Annotated in this window: 14 protein-coding genes; 8 read left to right on the top strand and 6 right to left on the bottom strand. The window is 62.6% G+C overall.

All coding sequences use genetic code 11. The annotated features are described in order from the left end of the window. The first annotated feature begins 12 nt into the window (after positions 1-12). The 4 genes from MTP16_RS08350 to MTP16_RS08335 all read left to right on the top strand — a co-directional run bounded on the left by MTP16_RS08350 (position 13) and on the right by MTP16_RS08335 (position 4,390). Positions 13-459 (top strand): hypothetical protein, encoded by a 447-nt coding sequence (locus MTP16_RS08350; protein WP_243518104.1) that lies wholly within the window; start codon positions 13-15, stop codon positions 457-459. Between the two features lie 42 nt (positions 460-501). Beyond that, complete coding sequence (locus MTP16_RS08345) at positions 502-2,151, top strand: sensor histidine kinase (RefSeq protein WP_243518101.1); 1,650 nt, start codon at positions 502-504, stop codon at positions 2,149-2,151. 73 nt (positions 2,152-2,224) lie between these two features. Beyond that, on the top strand, positions 2,225-3,550 hold the full coding sequence (locus MTP16_RS08340) for an Ig-like domain-containing protein (protein ID WP_243518098.1): 1,326 nt from the start codon (positions 2,225-2,227) through the stop codon (positions 3,548-3,550). A 162-nt stretch (positions 3,551-3,712) separates the two neighbouring features. Then, positions 3,713-4,390: a hypothetical protein gene (locus tag MTP16_RS08335; RefSeq protein ID WP_243518095.1), complete on the top strand. Its 678-nt coding sequence runs from the start codon at positions 3,713-3,715 to the stop codon at positions 4,388-4,390. Positions 4,391-4,446: 56 nt separating this feature from the next. Here MTP16_RS08335 and MTP16_RS08330 read toward each other — a convergent pair whose 3' ends face one another. Then, the gene (locus MTP16_RS08330) at positions 4,447-5,211 is read right to left on the bottom strand and encodes a hypothetical protein (RefSeq protein WP_243518092.1); all 765 of its coding nucleotides are present in this window, start codon (positions 5,209-5,211) and stop codon (positions 4,447-4,449) included. 760 nt (positions 5,212-5,971) lie between these two features. Here MTP16_RS08330 and MTP16_RS08325 point away from each other — a divergent pair. After that, positions 5,972-7,537 (top strand): family 43 glycosylhydrolase, encoded by a 1,566-nt coding sequence (locus MTP16_RS08325; RefSeq protein ID WP_243518090.1) that lies wholly within the window; start codon positions 5,972-5,974, stop codon positions 7,535-7,537. A gap of 270 nt (positions 7,538-7,807) precedes the next feature. Here MTP16_RS08325 and MTP16_RS08320 read toward each other — a convergent pair whose 3' ends face one another. Together MTP16_RS08320 and MTP16_RS08315 are read right to left on the bottom strand one after the other, a co-directional pair. Beyond that, positions 7,808-8,494: a hypothetical protein gene (locus tag MTP16_RS08320; RefSeq protein WP_243518086.1), complete on the bottom strand. Its 687-nt coding sequence runs from the start codon at positions 8,492-8,494 to the stop codon at positions 7,808-7,810. Between the two features lie 129 nt (positions 8,495-8,623). Continuing rightward, positions 8,624-14,851: an alpha-2-macroglobulin family protein gene (locus MTP16_RS08315; protein ID WP_243518083.1), complete on the bottom strand. Its 6,228-nt coding sequence runs from the start codon at positions 14,849-14,851 to the stop codon at positions 8,624-8,626. Between the two features lie 196 nt (positions 14,852-15,047). Between MTP16_RS08315 and MTP16_RS08310 the strand changes: the two genes are divergently transcribed. Then, positions 15,048-15,848, top strand: a complete 801-nt coding sequence (locus MTP16_RS08310; protein WP_243518080.1) for a porin family protein — start codon at positions 15,048-15,050, stop codon at positions 15,846-15,848. A gap of 126 nt (positions 15,849-15,974) precedes the next feature. On the opposite strand, the gene MTP16_RS08305 is transcribed toward MTP16_RS08310, so the two are convergent. Beyond that, the gene (locus MTP16_RS08305; protein ID WP_243518078.1) at positions 15,975-16,571 is read right to left on the bottom strand and encodes a DinB family protein; all 597 of its coding nucleotides are present in this window, start codon (positions 16,569-16,571) and stop codon (positions 15,975-15,977) included. A 117-nt stretch (positions 16,572-16,688) separates the two neighbouring features. Between MTP16_RS08305 and MTP16_RS08300 the strand changes: the two genes are divergently transcribed. After that, positions 16,689-17,666, top strand: coding sequence for a hypothetical protein (locus tag MTP16_RS08300; RefSeq protein WP_243518075.1), 978 nt, complete (start codon positions 16,689-16,691; stop codon positions 17,664-17,666). Between the two features lie 84 nt (positions 17,667-17,750). Here the strand turns inward: MTP16_RS08300 and MTP16_RS08295 are convergent, their stop codons facing one another. Then, positions 17,751-18,980 (bottom strand): hypothetical protein, encoded by a 1,230-nt coding sequence (locus MTP16_RS08295; RefSeq protein ID WP_243518073.1) that lies wholly within the window; start codon positions 18,978-18,980, stop codon positions 17,751-17,753. 210 nt (positions 18,981-19,190) lie between these two features. Here MTP16_RS08295 and MTP16_RS08290 point away from each other — a divergent pair, with 210 nt between their 5' ends. After that, a complete protein-coding gene (locus tag MTP16_RS08290) occupies positions 19,191-19,385 on the top strand; it encodes a cold-shock protein (protein WP_243518069.1) in 195 nt (64 codons plus the stop codon). 137 nt (positions 19,386-19,522) lie between these two features. Here the strand turns inward: MTP16_RS08290 and MTP16_RS08285 are convergent, their stop codons facing one another. Beyond that, positions 19,523-20,029, bottom strand: a complete 507-nt coding sequence (locus tag MTP16_RS08285; protein ID WP_243518066.1) for a gliding motility lipoprotein GldH — start codon at positions 20,027-20,029, stop codon at positions 19,523-19,525. Positions 20,030-20,047: the final 18 nt, after the last annotated feature.

Genomic DNA, 20,047 nt, shown 5'->3' with positions numbered 1-20,047 from the left:
TTCGTGATGCAGATGGCCCGGATTTATCGACTGACGTTGTTCCTGCTTTTCCTCGTTGTGGTAGGCCGCACCCCGGCCCATGCGCAGGACCAGAACCTCGTCATTATTGGCAACGGCAAGGGGGTGCCCAATGACATGAAGCTGGCCCAGCTGCGGGCCACCATGCGCGGCGAAAAGCTGCGCTGGCCCGACGGCAGCAAGGTGGTGATTGCCCTGTTGAAAACCACCACACCCATCGGCCAGAGCACCAGCAAAAAAATCTACAACATGAGCGCCAACGAGCTGAACAAGTACTGGCTGGCGCTGGTGTTTCAGGGCAAAGCTGACGCGCCCAACTTCTTCAACTCCGAAGCGGAGCTGGCCGAGTTTGTGGCCCAAACCGCCGGGGCCATCGGCGTGGTCAACCAGCCCGTGCCCAACAGCAAAACCATCACCGTTGAGGGAAAAAAGTTCTTGTAAGGGCTGCCCGCCTCCATCCGCTTACGTCAGCACCTGCCTGGTATGGCAAAGAGCCTCCGTCACCCGTCCATCCTGCGCGTCATCAGCCACTTGCGCCTCACGGTCAAGACCAAAATCTGGCTGGCCGTGACGAGCATCGTGCTGCTGTTTTCCTTCTTTGTGCTGTTCTACCTGCCCGTTATTCAAGAGCGCAGCCTGCTGGCCAACTTCAACAAGGACGTGCAAAACCACGCCAACACCGTGGCGCTAGGCGTGAAAATCGCCATGACCGAGCAGAACTTCCAGGGCGTGCAAACGGCCATGGACTTTGTGAAGAAAGACCCGCTGCTGCAGTTTGTGAGCCTGCTTCAGACCGACACTACCTGGAACGCCGCCCACACCCGGTACCGCATCACGCGCACGGTGTTTAAAACCTACCCCGAAGCGAAAAAGGTCGACGTCAACGCCACGTCCAACGACTCAACGGTGGTGAAGCGCACCGCCTTCCGCACACCCATGATGAGCGGCGAAATCATGTTGGCTTTCTCGACCCGCGAAATCGTGCAAAGCAAGCGGCAGATTCGCGTCACCTCGCTGTTTTTCAGCTTTGTGGTGTTCAGCATTGGCATTGGCATCGGCTTCGTGCTGGCCAAAAACATTTCGGTGCCGGTGCTCAAGCTGCGCGACGCCGCCACCAAAGTGGGCCGCGGCGACCTCACCCAGCGCGTGGACAGCAACTCGCGCGACGAGATTGGCGAGCTGGGCACGGCCTTCAACAAAATGGTGACCGACCTGGAAACCACGCGCCAGCAGCTCGAAGCCCGCACCAGCGAACTAATAGTTGAGAAACGAAAAACGGAGGACCTGCTCGAAGGCCTCAAACGCACCCTGGCCGACCTGCGCGACACCCAGGAGCAGCTCATCCGGCAGGAGAAGCTGGCGTCCATCGGCCAGCTCACCAAGGGCCTGGTCGACCGCTTGCTGAACCCGCTGAGCTACGTCAACAATTTCTCGGACGTGTCGACCGAGCTGCTGGCCGAATGCCAGGAGCTGCTCGCCGCCGCGCCCTACGCCACCGATGAGCACCTGCAGGACGAAGCGGTGCCCCTGCTGGAACTGGTGGAAAGCAACATCGGCAAAATCAAGCAGCACGGCACCAGCCTCACGCGCATCGTGCGCAGCATGGACAAGCTGCTGCAAGTCAAGTCGACTGATTTCGTGGAAGTCGACCCCAACGCGTTTGTCGCGGAGCAGCTGGAAGCGTACCGGCAGGAGCTGGACGAGGCGTACCGGCAAGTGCCGCTGGAACTGGTGCCAGGCGAGAATCCGGAAAACGTGACCGTCCGGCTGGTGCCCACGGAGATGGCTGCGGTTCTGTCCAGCCTGCTCAACAACGCCCTGTACGCCGTGCACGAGAAGGCCTTGCGCAACCCGGACTTTCGGCCCGTGCTCACCGTGGCCACCGTTTTTCAGGAAGAAGGCGTCGAAATTCAGGTGCGCGATAACGGCACGGGCATTTCGGCCGCCGAGCAAGAGCAGCTGTTTTCGCCCTTTTTCACCACCAAGCCCACCTCCAAAGGCACCGGCCTGGGCCTGTTCATCAGCCAGGATATTGTGAAGACGCACAAGGGCCACATCACCGTCAAATCCAAGCCGGACGTGAGCACCACGTTCACCATCAACCTGCCGGCCGCCACCGTGTCGGTGAGTTGAGGCCCCGGCGGCAGCAGAGCGGCACACCGTGGGTAAGTATCTGAGGGCTTAAGTTTGGCGAAAACTCTGCGCCATGAAACTACGCTTCTGCCTGCTGCCCCTGAGCTTTTTCCGCTGCTTTGTTGCCTTCGCCCAGCAGCCTGCCCCAAAGCCCCAGGTCTTTTTCTCCGACCTCGACAACTTCTGGGTGGCCTACGACAGCATCCGTACCACCACCGACAGCCTCCGGCAGCTGCACTACCTCAACCGGCTCTACCTCGCCAAGGCCACGCCCGGCCTCAAAGCCTTTCAGGAAGTGAAAGGCTACGCCCCCGCCGATTGGGTGAGCGCCATCCGTCGCTACCCCCGGTTCTGGAACTCCATCCGGCCCAATACCCTGCAAGTCAAAACCAAGGCCCAGGCCCTTGGGCCCTACCTCCAAAAGTTCGCCGCCCTCTACCCCGCCCTGCGCCCGGCCGCCATCTACTACACCATCGGCGCGCTGCAATCGGGCGGCACCACCCAGGGCCGCCTGGTGCTCATCGGCACCGAGCTGGCCGTGGGCGACCCGGCCACCGACATTTCCGAGTTTCCGGCCAACGTGCGCGCCTCCCGCGCCAGCTATTTCCAGAGCCACCCCCTCGACAACCTCGTGGTGCTCAACGTGCACGAATACGTGCACACCCAGGAGAAAGGCCCGCCCGAAAACAACCTCCTCGGCCAGGCCCTCTACGAAGGCACCTGCGACTTCGTGGCCGAGCTCGTGACCGGCCGGCTGCCGCAGCTGCCCTACGTGGCCCAGGGCCCCCGGCGCGAGCCCGCCCTCAAAGCGCAGTTCCAGGCCGACATGTTTGCGCCCTACCTCGGCAACTGGTTCTACAACCAGGTGTCCGACGACCCCGCCCACGTGCCCGACCTGGGCTACTACATGGGCTACGCCATCTGCAAAGCCTACTACCAGCGCGCCCCCAATAAGAAGCAAGCCGTCAAAGACCTGCTGGAGCTGGACTACACCAACGCCGACGCCGTGGAGGCCCTCCTGCGCCGGTCGGGCTACTACCCCCACCTGCCCCCCAAAGCCCAGCTGCTGCAAGCCTACGAAGCCAGCCGCCCCGTCGTGGTCGGCCTCACCCCCGCCCCCGGCCCCGACGGCCTGCTCGACGCCGCCACCACCGAAATCCGCGTCGACTTTTCCGCTCCCATGGCCCGCTTCACCGGCACCGACTACGGCCCCGGCGGCGCAGCCCAATGGCCCATGGCGGGGCGCGGCGCCTTCTCCGCCGACAAGAAATCTTACACCTACAAAGTAGCCCTGAAACCCGGCCACACCTACGGCTTCGTCATCAACGGCGGCGGCTTCCGCTCCGCCGATGGCCGCCCCCTCAAAACCTACGAGGTAAAATTCACCACCAAGCCCTAGCGTTTCCACCACCCCGCGGCCGGTTCAACGGGCAGCGGCTGGCGCTGGGGTTTCTTGGGTGGCGGAGGCGGGTAGACGTTGTTATTTATAAAGAGAACGAGACCAGTATAGGATTAGAATAGCTGCTTACTACTTTAAATCACTTTAAACCAAACAATTTTTATGGGAACATGGAATACAGCCATTGATGGCAACGACACATTTCTTGACATTTATCAAGACTTCTTCGACCTGTATAATCAAGGGAAAGACCCAATTGAAGTTTCTAAACAGATTGTTAAGGACTATAAAGAATCTTTTGATGACTATGACGACAGAAACAATTCCCTATTCGGGCTAGCATTAGCCCAGTGGGAGACCAAATCACTTGACCCAATACTTTATAAGCAAGTAAAAGAAATCATTGAAGCTGGCAGCGACTTAGAAGCATGGGAAGGAAGTGATATAAAGTATTTGGAGAAGCGGAAAGCTGCTCTTGATAAGTTTTTAATTAAAATCTCAACAGAAAAGGAGAAACCAAAGCGCAGGGCAAAACCCAAGTTTGATTTTACTACTCTGGAGCTTGTTAAGCTTGCTGCACCCGACCATAAAAAGTCATTTGAGGCAAGTGAGCACTACATCAATGGGGCGTACAGTCAGACAGGTTCTGCTATCTACTGGGGGCCAGGAAATGGTGGCTCAATATTCTATTTTGAGGGGCGGGGCAAGTTCATATCCGCCCGTTGGATTGACAGTCAAACATTAGAAATAACTTACGACAGAGACATTATTTTCACGAAGAAAGATGACACGTTTTTCTACAATGGCGACCAAGGGAAAATAATCTATTTACCAAAATAAGAACCGCCCGCTCCCCAACCGGAAGCGGGCGGCTGCATTTCCAAAGCTACTGAAAGCTACGCCGGCTTCTCCGGCTTCCCGCCGCCGCCGGAGTTGAGAATCTTGCGCGCCTGCAAGTAGCCCTCGTACAGCTCCCGGTTCAGCAGCTTGAAGGCCTTCATGTCCTCGTCGAGGGTGTGCACCTCCGCCAGCAGCTCGGCCAGCAGGTCTTCCAGGGCCGCGCCTACGCGCACCCGCTCGTCGATGCTCTTGCGCGTGGCCGGTTGCGCCGTCCGAAACGCCTTCAGCGCCGTACCCAGCGGCGCCAGCGCCTTCGCCGTCAGGCCCTGCTTGGCCAGCTCCGGCGCCACGTCGGCCCGGGCCGCGCTGTTGAGCACCGCCCCCACCACCCCGATGAACGCCAATGGCCGCAGCTTGCGCAGCTGCTTGTTGCTCAGCGTCACGGCTGCTTGCAGGTGGGCGTCGTTGAGGCGCGCGGCTACCCGGCCCAGCGGGCCCAGCAGCGCCGGCAACAGGTCCAGCAATTCCTTTTTGGCCGTGTCCGCCGCCTCGGTCAGGCTTTTGGTGCGTTGGGCGGTGCCGCCCCGCGCCCCGGCCACCTGGCCGTAGAGCGTCGCCACCTCGGCCGCTTGCTCGGCCGCCACCTCGCTGGCGGCAATGTCGGCTTCGTGTTCGGTCACGTAGTCGGCCACGCGGCCGCACATCACCAGTTGGTCTTCTTTGTCCTGCTTCATCTGATTAGGGTAGATAATCGACAGAAACCGCTCTGCCCGCGTCGTAAGCCCCAGCTTACGGCCGCCAATGCACAGGTAGTTAAGCACAACGCAAAGTTACGGTTTCACCCGCTCCCCCGTGCCGAAACACCCGCTCCCCTTTCCAAACACCCCCGCCCCTCCGCCAACACCCTCCCCGCAATCCCAAACACCCTCCGCCCTTTCCAAAACACCTTCAGCCTCCATTCAAACACCCGCTCCCCTTCCTCAAACACCTCCCGCGCTTGTCAAAACACCTTCCTCCCCTTTCAAAACACCCTCGCCGCTTCTTAAAACACCCTCCACTATTGCCAAAACACCCGCCCCCTTCAGCAAAATACCTTTGCCCACTGCCCAAACACCTTTGACCATTCAGAAATACCCCCGCCCCCGCGCAATATGGCACTTTAACGTCCCCTTGCTTTTCCTGCGACTCCCTTCACTCACTAAAACACTTACTTTTTGTACATCACCCCCTGTTTTTTAAGCCCAACCGTGAAGCAAACCACTTGCACATTCTTTGCAAAGTGTAATTCTTGCCAACTTATACACCATAGAAAAAGGCAGCTTAGCCCAAAATCTGCTTACGTACTTCCCAACCACGCCGTCGGCAGTATATAGCCCTTTGCAATTACTAGGCGCAGTTTACAGGGGTCAGAACCCCGTATAAATCCGTAAATTTTTCGCCTGGCGAAACGATTCATTCGCCGATTATTTTAGGGGGCTCGTCCCAAAAAGTTATACTTCGGCAGTGGTTTTCAAATCAAACCTATACCTTTCTAACCTGGAAAGCCATTTGCCATTTCGTCGGCTTTCTTTTCTATCCTCTTTGCACCCTCCCACCGTGTCCATCGAACTAGAATTCACCGCCCCGCTGGCCCCCGTTTCCCTGGGCACTGCCCCCCAAACGTTTCCGGCCCGCACCTCCTACGACCACGTCGTGCTGCCCGGCGACTTCCCCGACCCCACCGTCACCAAAATCGGCGACACCTACTGGGCCAGCGCCACCACCGCCGAGTGGGGCGCCATCTTCCCCATCTTCTCCTCGAAAAACCTGCTCGACTGGGAGCTGGTCGGCCACGTCTTTCCCGACAAGCAGCCCGACTGGGCCAGCTCCAACTTCTGGGCGCCCGAGTTCTACCAGGAAAACGGCCGCACCTATCTGTACTACACCGCCCGCAGCAAGCAGGGCGGCATGCTGTGCGTTGCCGTGGCCAGCGCCGACCACCCGGCCGGCCCCTACCGCGACCACGGCCCCCTCGTGGGCCAGGAAGCCGGCTCCATCGATGGCTTTGCCATGCCCGATGAAAACGGCGACCTCTACCTCGTCTGGAAAGAAGACGGCAACTCCTGCCAGCAGGAAACCCCCATCTGGGCCCAGCGCCTGAACGCCGACCGCACCGCCCTCATCGGCGAAGCCACCGAGCTGTTCACCAACGACGTGAAGTGGGAGGGCCCCCTCGTGGAGGGCTCGGCCCTGGTGCGGCACAACGGCTGGTTCTACCACTTCTTCGCCGGCAATTCCTGCTGCGGCAAGGGCTGCAACTACGCCACCGGCGTGGCCCGCTCGCGCACCCTGCTCGGCCCCTGGGAAAAGCACCAGCAAAACCCCATCCTCGACCGCAACGACGTGTGGAAATGCCCCGGCCACGGCACCGTGACCGAAATGGACGGCCGCTGGTTCCTGCTCCACCACGCCTACGCCGCCGAAAGCCACGAGTTCGTAGGCCGCCAGGGCCTCCTCTCCGAGTTCACCTGGAACGCCCAGGAGTGGCCCGAGTTTGTGAACCGCAGCCCCCAGGCCCCCGCCCTCACCGACATGTCGCGCTTCAACATCGCCGACGAGTTTGAAGGCGACGCCCTCGGCCTGGAGTGGCAGTGGCCCATCTCGGCGCCCAAGCCCGCCGCCACCGTGCGCGACGGCCAGCTGCACCTCGCGGCCAGCGCCTCGCGCCTGGGCACCATCGTGGGCCGCCGCACCCACGCCGCCACCTACAAAGCCGCCACCACCCTCGACTTCGCCAACCTGCCCGTCGACACCTACGCCGGCCTGGCCGCCGTGGGCGACCCCTACAACGCCCTGGCCCTGATGGCCGGCAACGGCCAGGTGCAAATCTGGCACGTGAAGAGCGGCAAGCAGCAGTGCCTAGCCCAGGTGTACATCGAGCCCTGCGACACGCTCACGCTGCGCCTCGAAGTGTGGGGCGGCCAGCGCTACCGCTTCGCCTACAGCACCGACGGCGCCACCTGGCAGCCCCTGCCCACCGAAAGCTTCTCCCTCAACGGCACCTACCTCCCCCCCTGGGACCGCGGCGTGCGCGTAGCCCTCGTCGCCCAAGGCGCCGAGGATACCACGGCCGTGTTCAACAACTTCATCGTGCGCAACAAGCGGTAAGTCGATTCCATCATTTAAGGCAAAAAGCCCAGCCATTCGAATGGCTGGGCTTTTTGTTTGATTGCCCTGCTGCTCCCCAGTTCACACCCGGGCGGTGAGGAACCGGACGACTTGTAGCGTGGACTCTGTGAGTCCGCGCAGGAGCGAGGGGCTGACATCCCAACAATGCGCGGACTCGCAGAGTCCACGCTACAGCTTGCGCCTCTTTTGATACGACAACGCCCGACACAGGTGTGTCGGGCGTTGCTGTTTGATTCAATCCGGAAACGACTAGCGGCGGTGCTTCTTCGATTTGCTTTTCGATTTCGAAGGCGTGCTCTTCTTCGAGGAAGACTTGTGCGAGGAGCTTTTCTTAGCGCTACTCTTCTTGGAGGAAGACTTGCTTTTGCTGCTCTTCGCCTTCGATTTGCTGGACTTCGAATGCGACTCCGATTTGGATTTGGATTTCGACTTGCTCGATTTGCTCTTGCTGTGCGAAGAAGATTTGTGCGACTTCGACTTGCTGGACTTGCTGCTGTGCGAAGAAGACTTGTGTGATTTCGACTTGCTGTGGCGGGCGGCGCGGCGGGCTTCGGCGCGGGCCTCGGCCCGGGCTTCGGCGCGAGCTTCTTCGCGGCGGGCGGCGGCCCGGCGAGAGGCGGCGCGGGCTTCGGCGTGGCTGGCCTCGTAGCTGCGGGCGGTGCGGGCTGTGACGGTGGCCGATTCGTCGGTGGCTTCGGAGTAGTGGGCGGTGGCGTCGGTTTCGGGTGCGGCGGTATTGTTGTCGTCGGTGGCTTTGGAGGCCTCGGTTACGATTTTCTTGCGGCGCACCGGCATCAGAAAATCACGCTCGGCGCGCTCGCGGAGGCTCAGGTTTTCCTCGCCGGGGAGCTTCGTAACGGGGATTTGCTTCTCGTTTTGGGCTTGGGCACTGCTCCACGTAAGCAGGGCTAAAAGGACGACTAACAGATGCTTCATGTACGAATAATATAGAGTCAACGGAAAGCAAATTTACACCCCACCTTGTGGCGACGCAAGCCAAAACCGGTTTTACACGCTGTAGGAGCCGTTTCGGCATCTCAGGGCAACATTTTGCCCCTCAAGCGACTACCGCGCCACCCGCAGCCGCCCCCCGGCCGCGTGGGCCCCAAACTCCGGCGCGTACAGGCACTGCACCTGGCTCAGCCCCCCCGAAAAGTCGCCCGCTTGGCTGGCCCGCAGCCGGTACTCGAACACGTGAGTGCCGCGGGGCACTTCACTCAAAAAGAAGTTCGTGGCCGCGTCGCGGGGCGACTCGTAGTAGCCCAGGCCGTTCTGGTAGCGGTAGCCGCTGGTCTGGCTGATGGGCTCCAGGCCGGCGGCGCGCTGGTCTTTGAGGTGCACGTATTCGAGGGCGCGGTCGGTGCGCAGCACGAGGCGCACCACCAGCGCATCGCCGATTTTCAGCGGTGAAGTCGAGGTGAGCTTTTCCAGCACCGGGCCACTAGCCGTGCGGGTTTCGCGGTACAGCTCGCGCTCCAGGCTGAGCGGCGTGGCGGCGGGCGTCACTTTGTCCATATCCTCGAAATACTGCCAGTAGAGCGCGCCCCAGGCCACGCCTGCGTCGGGCTTGCTCACCGTCACTTTGCCCTGCGCTGGCTGCACCTCAGCAGCCGGCCAGCTGGTTTTGAAGTAGCCGGTGCCGGCCTGCGCCGCCTCGGGCTTCACGGCCTGGCCGCCCACCGTGACTTGCAGCGGCTGGGTGGGCGCCAGCCAGTCGGAGCCGCGCAGCAGCAGGGCGTAGCAGGCGTCGGCAGTGGCGCGGGTGCTTTCCCAGCTGTGCGTCTGCTTCTGCTTGAGCAGCCAGAGCTTCATCCCGTCAACGGCCTTCTGGTCGTTGCGCACTTCATCGAAGGCTTCGATGAGGGTGGCCTGGGTTTCGGTGGGGGCCTCGCGCCAGTAGTAGCCGCCGCGCACTTCTTTCCAGTACATGCCCAGTTCGGGCGAATGCAGGGCGTTCTCACTCAGGGCGCGCAGAATCTCAGCGGCCGCCGCGGCTTTCGCGTCGTGGCGGAACAGGGCCAGCGCCGTTTGGGCTTGCAGGTAGCGCGTTTGGGCGGGCCAGTACTTAGCGGCTTGTTCGCGGTAGTAAGCGAAGGCGGTTTTGGCCGTGGCGGCCTCGCGCTGTTGGGGCCAGAAGCTGCGGGCATACAGGGCTTGGATTTGCTCGTCGGCGAGGTGGTTGTCGGCCAGCTTCACGTTTTTGATTTTGCGCAGGCGAGCATAGTCGTCGGCCAGCCCGGCATCTAGGTAGCGCAGGGCATTTTGGAGGATGCCACGGGCCACGTCGTCCTGACTGGCATCGAAGGCGCCCAGCTTTTTCAGCTTGCCAAAGCCGGCCACGATGAGCTGGGTGATGTACCGGTCCTCGGGCATTTTCTCAAACCACGGAAAAGCCCCGCCGGGCAGCTGCATGCGCTGCAGCTTGAGCAGGGCGCGGCTGGTTTCGCCCTTGAGGCGGGCTTCGTCGAACAGCTCGGTGAGGCGGGCCAGGCGAGCGGTTTCGCCTTGGGCATCGCGCACCCAGGGCGTTTCCTGCAGCAGCAAATTTTTCAGCTCCTGGTTTTGGGCCAGCTTGCTTTCGAGGGCATTTTTCTGAGCCGCGGTGCCGCTCTGGGCTTGCCGCGTCCACTCGGCCAGCACGGTTTTGAAACGCGGGTTGGCCTTCAGAATTTGAGCTGCCAGCAGGTTGGCGTAGAGGCGGCTGAAGGTTTGCTCGGAGCACTCATAGGGGTACTCCATCAGGTAGGGCAGGCTCTGCACAGCGTACCAGGCGGGGTTGGCCGTCATTTCCAGCGTGAGGCTGTAGTTGCGCCGCGTGGGGCTGCTGGTGCTGGTGAGCTTGCTCAGCTCGAAGGTGCGGCTGCCGGGGCCCACAATGGGCAGCGGCAGGCTCTCGGTGAGCAGAATGCGGTTGGGCAGTACGGGCAGGGTGTTTTCCTCGCCATCGGAGAAATTGGTGCTTGGTGCCTGGTTGTTGGTGCCTGGCTTTTTGCTTCTGCGCTTGGCTTTTTTGTTCCCATCCGACTCAGTGCCTGCCACCAGGCCTTGCGCACTGGCCACCACCCGGTAGGTTACCGCAGCCGGCGCAAAGTCAGCGGGCAGGCTGATTTCCCAACCCAGCGCGGCGCTCTGGTGCGCGGCGGCCGACACGGCCTGCTGCGCCGGACCCTTGAGTAGCTGGCCGGTAATGTCTTGGCCGGTGGCCGCATCGAGCAGGAACAGTTGGGCAGTGCCGCTGGTGGCGTGGTCGGTCAGGTTCGAGAATTTGACGGGGAAGGTGAAGGTGTCGCCCTGCCGCAGGAAGCGCGGCGCGTTGGGCGTTATCTGGATTTCCTTTTGGGTGACGAGCTGCCGGGCCAGCTGGCCGCTGTGCAGCTCCTTATCGTGGGCCAGGGCCAGCAGCTGCCAGCGCGTCACGGCCTCGGGCATCTGGAATTCGAGCACCACGTCGCCGTTCTTATCCGTGCGCAGGGCCGACTGCCACAGGGCCGTTTCGCGGAAGTCGGAACGGGTAGGCACGGCGGAGAGGTCGGGCGCGGCGCCCGCGGCTGCTGGGGGCGGTGGAGCAACTTCATAAGTGCGGCCTGCCAAAACCTGCACTTCCCCGTCTGCCCTATTAGCCATTGCTGCTGAGACCATTGGAGCAGGAGCGGCAGCAGCCTTTGCCTGCATACGCATTCTTGGGGCAGCGCCACCTGGTGCGCCTCCAGCAGACCATCCATCGTCCGAACGGAATTCCTCATCTCTATCCACGCTGCCCATTCCCTCCCACGTATGCAAAAATGGGTAGCTCACCGATGGCAAATCAATAGCGTCCCCCATACCGAGTAGCACATCCGACCTCATTTCCCCAAACTGCCCCTGCCAGCCAAACCGCGCCGGATAATATCCCTGCCCAAATTCCAGCCCCATGAGGCGGTGCGGCCGGAAAACATCTAGGCTTTGGTCATAAAGCGTGGTCAGCAGCTCGGCATTGGCGGGCTGGCCGTTGGCTTGGCGGATGCTGACGCGCCAGGTTTCCCGCTGGCCGGGCTGCAGCTTGTCGCGGAAAGTGGCGATGCTGAGCCTCAGCGGCTGGGGCTTCTCTGCTACCTGCACGGTGGCATCGTGGCGGTAGAGGCGGTTGTCGCGCACCTGGATGGTGTGAATGTAGAGCGGGCCCAGGGCCGTGGCCGGGCCACTCTCGATGCTCAGGCGGCGCTGCTCGTTAGCGCGTAGCGTCAGCCACTCGGAGCGCAGCAATTGGCCCTCGCGCTCCACTTCGAGCAAGATGCGGGCGTCGGCTTCGCTGCTGCCCAGCAACAGGGTAGCGGGCTGACCAGGCGCCACAGTATCGGCCAGGGCCACAAACCAATCGGGGGTGGCAAAGGGCACAGTGGCCGCCTGCGAGTCGTAGAGCACGAAATCGTGCTTGGCGCGGGCGGCCGTGTCGGCCCCGGCAGCCTGGGCTTCGAGGCGGTAGCGGCCGGTGGGCAGACTGGCCAGCGTGGCACTTAGGTCGAGCACAGCACTGGCTTTGGTATCAAAAGGCAGCGTTTTTACCAGCTCTGGCTTGGCTTCATTTTCCTCCGTTTCAGGGGTAGGGCCGGGCACGCCGGGCGGGTTGGGGCGGTAGCGGCGGGCCAGCAGGCGCAAGGTGCCGGCAGCGGGCAGGGGCTCGCCGGTGGCATTAGTGCTCAGCAGCGTGAAGACGCCCAGATGCTGCTTATCGGTTTGTTCGGGCCCGGTGAGGCGCAGGTTGAGCGGATTGTGGCCAATGGATACCGTGCGGGTGCCGGTACGGGTTTCACCGGCGGCATCGGTCACGTCGGCAGTGATTTCAAACAGATACCCAGGCTCCCAGCGGCGGCCGGTGGGCCTGGCCGCCAGCGGCGGTGTGAACGTGATGCTGAAGCGGCCTTCGGCGTCGGTGTTGGTGGTGCCGTGGGCAATTTCCTGGCTTTCGCGGCCCCGGCCGGGTACATAGCGCCCACCGTAGCCATAGTCGAACAGCGGCCACAGCTCGCGGCGCGTGACGCGGTAGCTGACCGTGGCGCCGTCGGTGGCCTGCCCGGCGTAGGCGCGGGCGCGGCCGTTGAGGGCGAGCGGCTGGCCCAGCTGCGGCCGGCCAGGTACGGAGTCGAGCGTGACCAGAAAGGTGGGGCGCTTGTATTCTTCTACCGCAAAGCTGAGGCTGCCGTGGTCGGTCTGCAGCTGCATCTCGCCGTTTAGCAAGCCCGTGGGCAGCACCAGCGAGCCATTGAACGAACCGAAATCCGAGGTAGTAAAATCCAGCGTCTGCACGGTCTGGCCGTTCACGTCAATCAGCCGCACACTCACCGACTCGTTGGTAACGAGGCTGGTTTTAGCCCGCAGCGTTTCGGTCAGCATGCCCTTGAAATACAGCGTCTGGCCCGGCCGGTAAATGGCGCGGTCAGAAAACAGAAAGGCGCGGCGCTGGGCTTGTTCCCCAGCGCCAGCCCCCCCGTAGCCCGCTCGCAATTGAGAAACGCTGAGGGTGTCTTTGCCTTGCCACACCTTGGCGGCCGTTAGGTATTCGGCATTGAATTCGCCGTCCTGGTCCGGAGCGGCCAGGGTCACTTCACCCGCCGCGTTCGTGGTCAGAATCCCGCCCTTCCGCATTTTGGCCTCGGAAGCCCGCTCGTAGCCGTAGCGGCGGTAGGTGGCCTGCGCCCGCGCGCCGGCCACGGGCGCGCCGCGCTGCCGGTGCAGCACCAGCAGCTGCGCTGCTTTGCTGCCCGCCTCCCCCCGATGCACCACGCTCAGCGCGCTGGCCCCCACAAAGCCGTAGCCCGTCACCGCCCCGGGCCGCTGCTCGGTTGGCTTCGCAGCCTCGTTGCTGATGATGACCAGGTAATATCCGAGGGGCAGCGCCGCGCCGGCCGCCGCAAAGTGCTGCACCTTGTAGTCCTGCGGATGCGTGGGCACGGCCACCGTCCAGGCAGCGGCTGGGGCAGCCCGCAGGGCGCGGGCGTAGCGCTGGGCCACGGTGCGGTGTTGGGGGTCGTACCCATTCCGCTGATTTTCCCATTCTTTCAGCGAAATGCGGTAGGCCCAGGCGTGCAGGCTGGTCACGTTCCGGGCCGTCACGTCGAGGCGCCAGGGCTGGCCGGGCAGCACGATGTCGCTTGCCGAAAAAGATACCTCCCGCTTCTCAATCTCTTCCCGCAGCTGCCGGGCCCGCGCCGCGCCGCGCGACTTCGGGAAACTGGCTTCGGCACCTTTGGCCATTTTCAACGCCACCACAGCGGCATTAACCGCCCCCTTCTCCTGGCTGAGGTCCCAGGAGAATTCTGCCAGCCGCGCCGTAAATTCCGTGCTGATGGGCAGGGCCTTGTACGTTTCCGCCATCCGGGCCAGGGCCCGCGCGTACTGGTCGTCGAGGTCGGTATGAAGGGTGAGGCGGTGGAGGTAGTTGAGGCGCTGCAGGTCCACATCGGCCAGCGCGGCCGCATTCGGCGGCGCCAGCTGCTGGCGCGAAGCCGTGAGGCGCTGCAGCACCTGCAGCGCATGAAACGGGCCGTTCAACGAGTCGCCCGCAGGCGCCGTCAGCTGCAGCGCCGCGAATTCGGCGGCACTGCCAAACAGCCTGGGGTCGGTGGGCTGAAACTGCTGCTCGGGCTGCGTCACGTACAGCTCCTGGTTTTGCAGGCCCTCAATGGCGCGCTGGGCCAGCAGGTCGTAGAGCGTGGAGCGTAGGGCCCGGCCTTCGGCGTCGCCGCCAGCGGCCAGCTCGCCCAGCTGCGCGAGGGTGGTTTTGAGTTGGCGCTGGGGCTCGTCTTCCACCGACTGGTGGTAGTGCCGCACAATGGCCGCGCCCAGCCGGCCCACGTCCCAGGTGGCGAGGGCGGTGCCGCCGTCGGCCGCTTTCTGGCCGTCGGCGGTAGGCGTGGCGCCGGCCGTGCGCTGGTAGAGGCGGTAGCGGTTCTGGTTGAGGTACTGCGTGTATAGCTCGGCCAGCAGCGAGTGCAGGATGGGCCGGGCCGGGAAGGTGGCCGTCTGCACGTCGCGCTCCAGCAGAGCAATGCCTTGCTCGTCGGCGTCTTCCTCCTTGGCTTGCAGAAGGCGAATTTTGTAGAGCAGCGCCCGCACGTAGGCGGGGCTGTTGCCTTCTTTCCGGGCTTGCTGGTAGATGGCTTCCACCAGCGGCGCGGCCGTGGCGGTCTGGCTTTTGGCCAGCAGGGCGTCAATTTTTTTCCAGCGCGCGGCGTAGGGGCCGGGCGGCGGGGTCGAGGCAGAGTCGGCGCTGAAAGTCATAACCAGGAGCAGGCAGGCAAAAAGCAGAAAACGCATAGGCTGGCACAAACGCGGGGGAAGGTTGAGGCCATAAAGATGCCCGGTCAGGCTTTATTGCACACGCTTCAGACGATTTCCGGACCTGGGTTCGTTGGTGCATCCTGACCGGCGGCGGCAGTACATTTGTCCTTCGTGTACCGGCCACAAGGCCGGCTTTTTCTATTTTTTTACCCTTTCCAATTTTTCTCACTCCATGAAAAACCTTTTCTCTGCAATGCTGCTGGCAGGCCTGGCGGGCGCGGCTACCACCGCCCAAGCGCAAGCCACCATCGAGTTCGGCCCCCGGCTCGGGCTCAACCTTTCAACGTTCTCCTACAAGTACAGCAACATCCCGCCCGCTCTCTCCAACGAAGCCAACTCCCTGGCGGGGCTGCAGGTGGGCGGCACGCTCAACATGCGTTTTGGCAAGCTCGCCTTCCAGCCTTCGCTGCTTTTCAGCCAGAAAGGCGCCGAGCTGAAGCTTTCGGGCGTTGACAACACAAACGTTCCCTACGTTACCACCCTCACCTACACCGCCAAGCCCAAATTCAACTACCTGGAAATCCCGCTCAACCTGGTCTACACTTCTGACACCGACCACGGCTTCCAGCTATTTGCCGGGCCGTACGTGGCGTTTGGGGTGGGGGGCAGCGGCTCCAGCACCCTGGTTATCACCAGCAACGACCCCGATGTGCTGCAAGCCGGCGCGGCCAATTCATTCCCCATTGGGCTGGAAGTAGAATACGGCGACCGGCAGAACGACAACCAAAAGGCGCAGAATTCCTTGGGCAACGGGCTGGCCAGTACCCCCACGGTCATTGCCACCTTCCGCCGCTTCGATGCCGGCCTCAACGCCGGCGTGGGCTACCGCGTCGGGCCCTTTCAGGCCCAGCTCGGCTACGGCCTGGGCCTGGTGAACATCCTCCCCAACGACCCGAATGGCAAAGACACCGGCGGCAAAATCAACAACCGCAGCTTCCAGCTATCGGCCAATTACTTTCTGGGCAGCAAGTAAGCTTACCCCAATGCCTGTTTTCCCAGAATAGCGAAGGACCTTATCGCGGCAGCAACAGCCAACGCGATAAGGTCCTTCGTTTTCGCTTTCGATAAATGCGCAGGAGAGCAACAGGCAGGGCTTGTTTTAGGCCGCACTGGCGCTCTTGGCCACGCCATTGCCAACCAGCACGGCCTCGGCCTGGGCCACGTGCCGCTGAATGTGCACCACCATGAATTCGAGTTGGTCGGTGAGGCGGAACATGAGCAGCGGGAAAATAGCGTTCGGAATCCGGATGGCATTGGCATTTACCTGACGGGCCAGCAGCACCAAGCGCAGCAGCTCGTCAATCTGGCGGCTGAACACCTCGGCCACCGTGCGCGGCAGGCGGGTGCCGGTGGGCGCGTAGCGCTGCGGCGACTCGTAGGTTTTCACGCTGGCCGGCGCACGCATGGCCTCGATAAACCGACGGCCAAAGTAGCCCGATTTCACCACGGGCGCGGGCTTGGAGCCGCGGGCCTGGGCCTTGGCAATGCGGGCCGCAATGCTGGGCAAGTAGTAGCCGCCCACGATGTTGAGGTGCTCCAGGCACTGGCCGGCGCTCCAGCGGCTGGGGCTGGGACGGCGGTTGAGCTCCTCGGCGCTCAACGGGCGGAAACGCTGCTGCGCCACGACACGCAGCACCAGCAGGTCGTTGGTCAATTGGTCAAAGAAATCAGCGGTGGCGCGGACGGCAGCAGGCATGGGCGCAGGGACTAACGAGCCGTAAACATACAATTTAGCAACCGATTCCGCCTATGGCCGCCGCAATACCTCCGCTTTGGCGGCGGGCAATTGGCGAGCATCCGGTATCTTGGCTGCATGGGAAAACACCGTTTCTTTCTTCAGAGTGCCGTGGTGGCGCTGCTGGCAGCCCCGGCAGGTGGGGCCGCGGCCCAGGCCGTGCCCAATCCCGGTGAGCGGGTGGAGAGCCTCGTCACCTTCGGCGCCCAATCGGACAAGCAGTGGGGCGACGACGATTTCAGCCAAACGTTCTTTTTCCTGGTGCCCGAAAACCAGCGCACGCCCGTCTACATTCGGGTGTGGGACCCCGACTGCGGCGGCAAAAACGACGACCTGAAGGGCCCGGCCAACACCACCACGTCGTTCAGCCTGTACGGGGGCCCCGGCACCTTCAGCGGCCCGCAGGCCCGCGACCCGCGCCCCACCGCCCCCACGCCCCCCGGCCGCCTGCTCAAAAGCCAGACCTTCGGGGCCGACGCCAAGTACGACGGCAAGTGGTACACCTTCGGCCCGCTCAACCCGTTGGAGGGTGAGCAGGTGGACGAGTTCAAAGGGCGCGTGTTCAAGCTGGTGGCCCGCGGCCTGAGCGGCAACGACGGCAACCTGTACCGCTATTTCTTCAGCACCAGCCCCACGGCCAATGTGTCGGTAGAGGGCGGCAACGCGTTTACTTACGAGTACTGCTTCCGCCTACCAGCCACGGCCAGCAAAACCACAGTGCACCTCTACCCTTTCGTGAACGACAAGGTGGTGAGCATCAAGCAAAGCAACTTCGACGTGGACAACGCTGCTACGCTGCACGTGTTCAGCATTGCCAAAAATGGCCAACCCGGCACCATGAGCGGCGACGGCGTGTGGGCCAGCAGCACCCTGCCCATTGCCGACAAAGAGCACGGCCTCAGCCTCGACTTCCGCCTCACGTCCACCAAACCCGCCCCCAACGACATGGTGATGTACGTGACCGACCAGTACGACACCGCCCTTCCCTTCTTCGCCATCCCGCTAGGCGGCCCGCCCCGCTATCAATACGATATCAAGGTGAAGGTGCATCGGTAAGAGGGAGAGAAGGGAAGAAGGAAGAAAGGGATTCTGCTTACATCAAAAGCAAAGCTTCTCCTTACTCCCTTACTCCCTTCTTCCCTACTCGTCCTTTTCGCCGTCGCGGCCAGCGTTGCGGCGGGGCGAGCCGTGGTCGGCGTCGTTGGCATCGCCGGTGCGGTTTTCCTGCCGGGCTTCCTGGCCGTAATTCTGGGCGCGGTCTTCGCTGCGCTGCTCGCCCTGAGCCGGCGAGCCGGCTTTGCTGCCGGGCTGGCTGTCGTCGTAGGCGTCGTTGTAAGAACCACCGCGCGAGCCAATACCCTGGCCGGAGTCGCCTTTGTTGGCTTCCGGGTTTTGGGCGTAGCCGTTGCGCGCGTCGCCGGTAGCAAAATCGGGTGTTTCGCGCAGGTGCTCACTGCCCCGGTCGCCGTACCCTTGGCTGCTAATGGGCCGCTGGCCGCTGATTTCTGGGTCGGTGGGTGCATTGCCGGCCGGAGGGGCTACCTGCTGCTTGTCGGCCGGCGCGCCGGGCGTGGGCATGTAGTTCTCGGTTTGGTTGCGCTGGTCGGGCTGCACGGTAGCGCCTGCTTGCGGCGCGGCGGTAACCGTGCCTTGTCCGCGGAGCGACGTAGTGCCGTAGTTATCGGCGTAAGCGCTGTCGGTGCCTTGCGGCGAGCCGTTATCGTTAGGCAAAGCACGGCCGGCACCAAAATTCTGGTCCATTGAAGTACCCGCTTCGAAGCCGTATTGGGTACGCGGGTCGGGCCGTTCGTCGCGGCCGTCGTAGCTGCGGTAGGCGTTGTCCTGCGGGCCGGGGGCACCGGGGCCACCGTAATACTGGTCTTCGGCCGAGTTGTAGGGCTCGTAGTCGGCCAGCCGGTTTTGGTTGCCGAAGCCGCCGTGGGTGGTGCCGCCCAAGTTTTGCGCGCCAAACTCGCCGCGGCTGGCGTCGCTGTCCTGGTTGTCGCGGCGGGCCTGGTCGTGGTAGCTGCCCTGGGTGCTGTTGCTGAAGTTGCCGCCATAGGCGCCTTCCGGGGCCAGGTCTTCAGGGTTGGCTTCTTTGTTTTCCTGCGGCTGCGGGTCGGCTTCCACAGCGCCCTGGCCCACGCTGGTTTCGGAAGCGGCCAACGACTCGCTCGACGCCGGCGCGGCGGGGCTGCTCACGTCGGGGGTAGCGCCGGGCGCCGGCTGGGGCTTGGGCGGCCCGCCGGGCTGGCCCACCCCGGCGCCGGGGGCGGTGTGGTGCGCAGCGGTGTTGCCCACCGGCCCGTCGATGCGGTTGCCGGCGATGTCGTTGGGCTCGGTGTTCAGGTTCAATTGTTCGTTGTCCATAAGAAGCGGGGCGGGAATCGGTGAGGAATAAACTGCTCGTCTATACGCGCCGGGCACTTGGTTGTTTTCGAGGGCCAATGGCCGCGCGGGCCCTTCATCAGGCCACGCCGCTTCGGCCCGATGCCCTCCCCTTTTTATCTTTGCCTGGCCTAGGCCCCAGCCCAGCGTCGGGCCCTGAGCCCTTCTCTTCATTTTCAACACCCCACGCACATGCTCACCGGCACCGTTAAGTTTTTCAACGACACCAAAGGCTTCGGCTTCATCATCGCCGACGATTCCCAGGAAGAAATCTTCGTCCACCAAACCGGCCTCATCCACGAAATCCAGGAGGGCGACCGGGTGCAGTTCAACCTCAAAGACGGCAAGAAAGGCCCCAATGCCGTGGACGTTACGCGCATCGCATAAGTAGAACAAACACGAAACCAGCTTCGCCAGTCTGTCGGGCGCAGCTGAAACCTTAGGTTGCGCCAGCTTCCTGGCAGTCATAAAAAAAGCCGGCCTCGCACTTTGCGAGGCCGGCTTTTTGGTTTGCTCTTTCAGGACTACTTCTTCTCCACGTGCTTGTTCACGCGCACGCCCATAGCCATGAGGCCGGGCAGCTGGTCCTGGCGCATGTACTGCTCTAGGGTCAGCGTATACTGGCCGGTTTTGGGAAAATGCCGCTTGGGCAGGGCCAGAAACTGGATGTCGTAAATATCGCCGGTGCCGCTGCCTTTGGGCTCGCCGGTTTTGGGGTCCATCAGCAGCATCTGGTGCAGGCCGGGCTGCCCTACGGGGCCGGTAGGGCCGGTCAGGGAGTGCTTCACGTAGAGGTTGTAATACCCGTAAACCGAGGCATAGCGCACGTTAAAATGCACGTCGTAGACGGCCGTTGTGTCCTCAATATTGAAGGTAAATGACGGCTTCTGCTGCACGTCCCAGGAGTTGTTTGCGAAGTCGATATTCTTTTCAAACACCCGGTTGGGGTCGCAGGCTGAAAGCACGCAGAGCGACACGGCCACAAAGGCCGCATGGAGGGCAAAACGCTGGTTCATGCGGATATTTTGCATTCAATAACGGGATGGCGG

The organism is Hymenobacter monticola (genome assembly GCF_022811645.1).
GTDB classification, from domain to species: Bacteria; Bacteroidota; Bacteroidia; order Cytophagales; family Hymenobacteraceae; genus Hymenobacter; species Hymenobacter monticola.
Note: the sequence above shows the minus strand (reverse complement) of the source record. Positions and strands in the feature narration are given on the sequence as shown.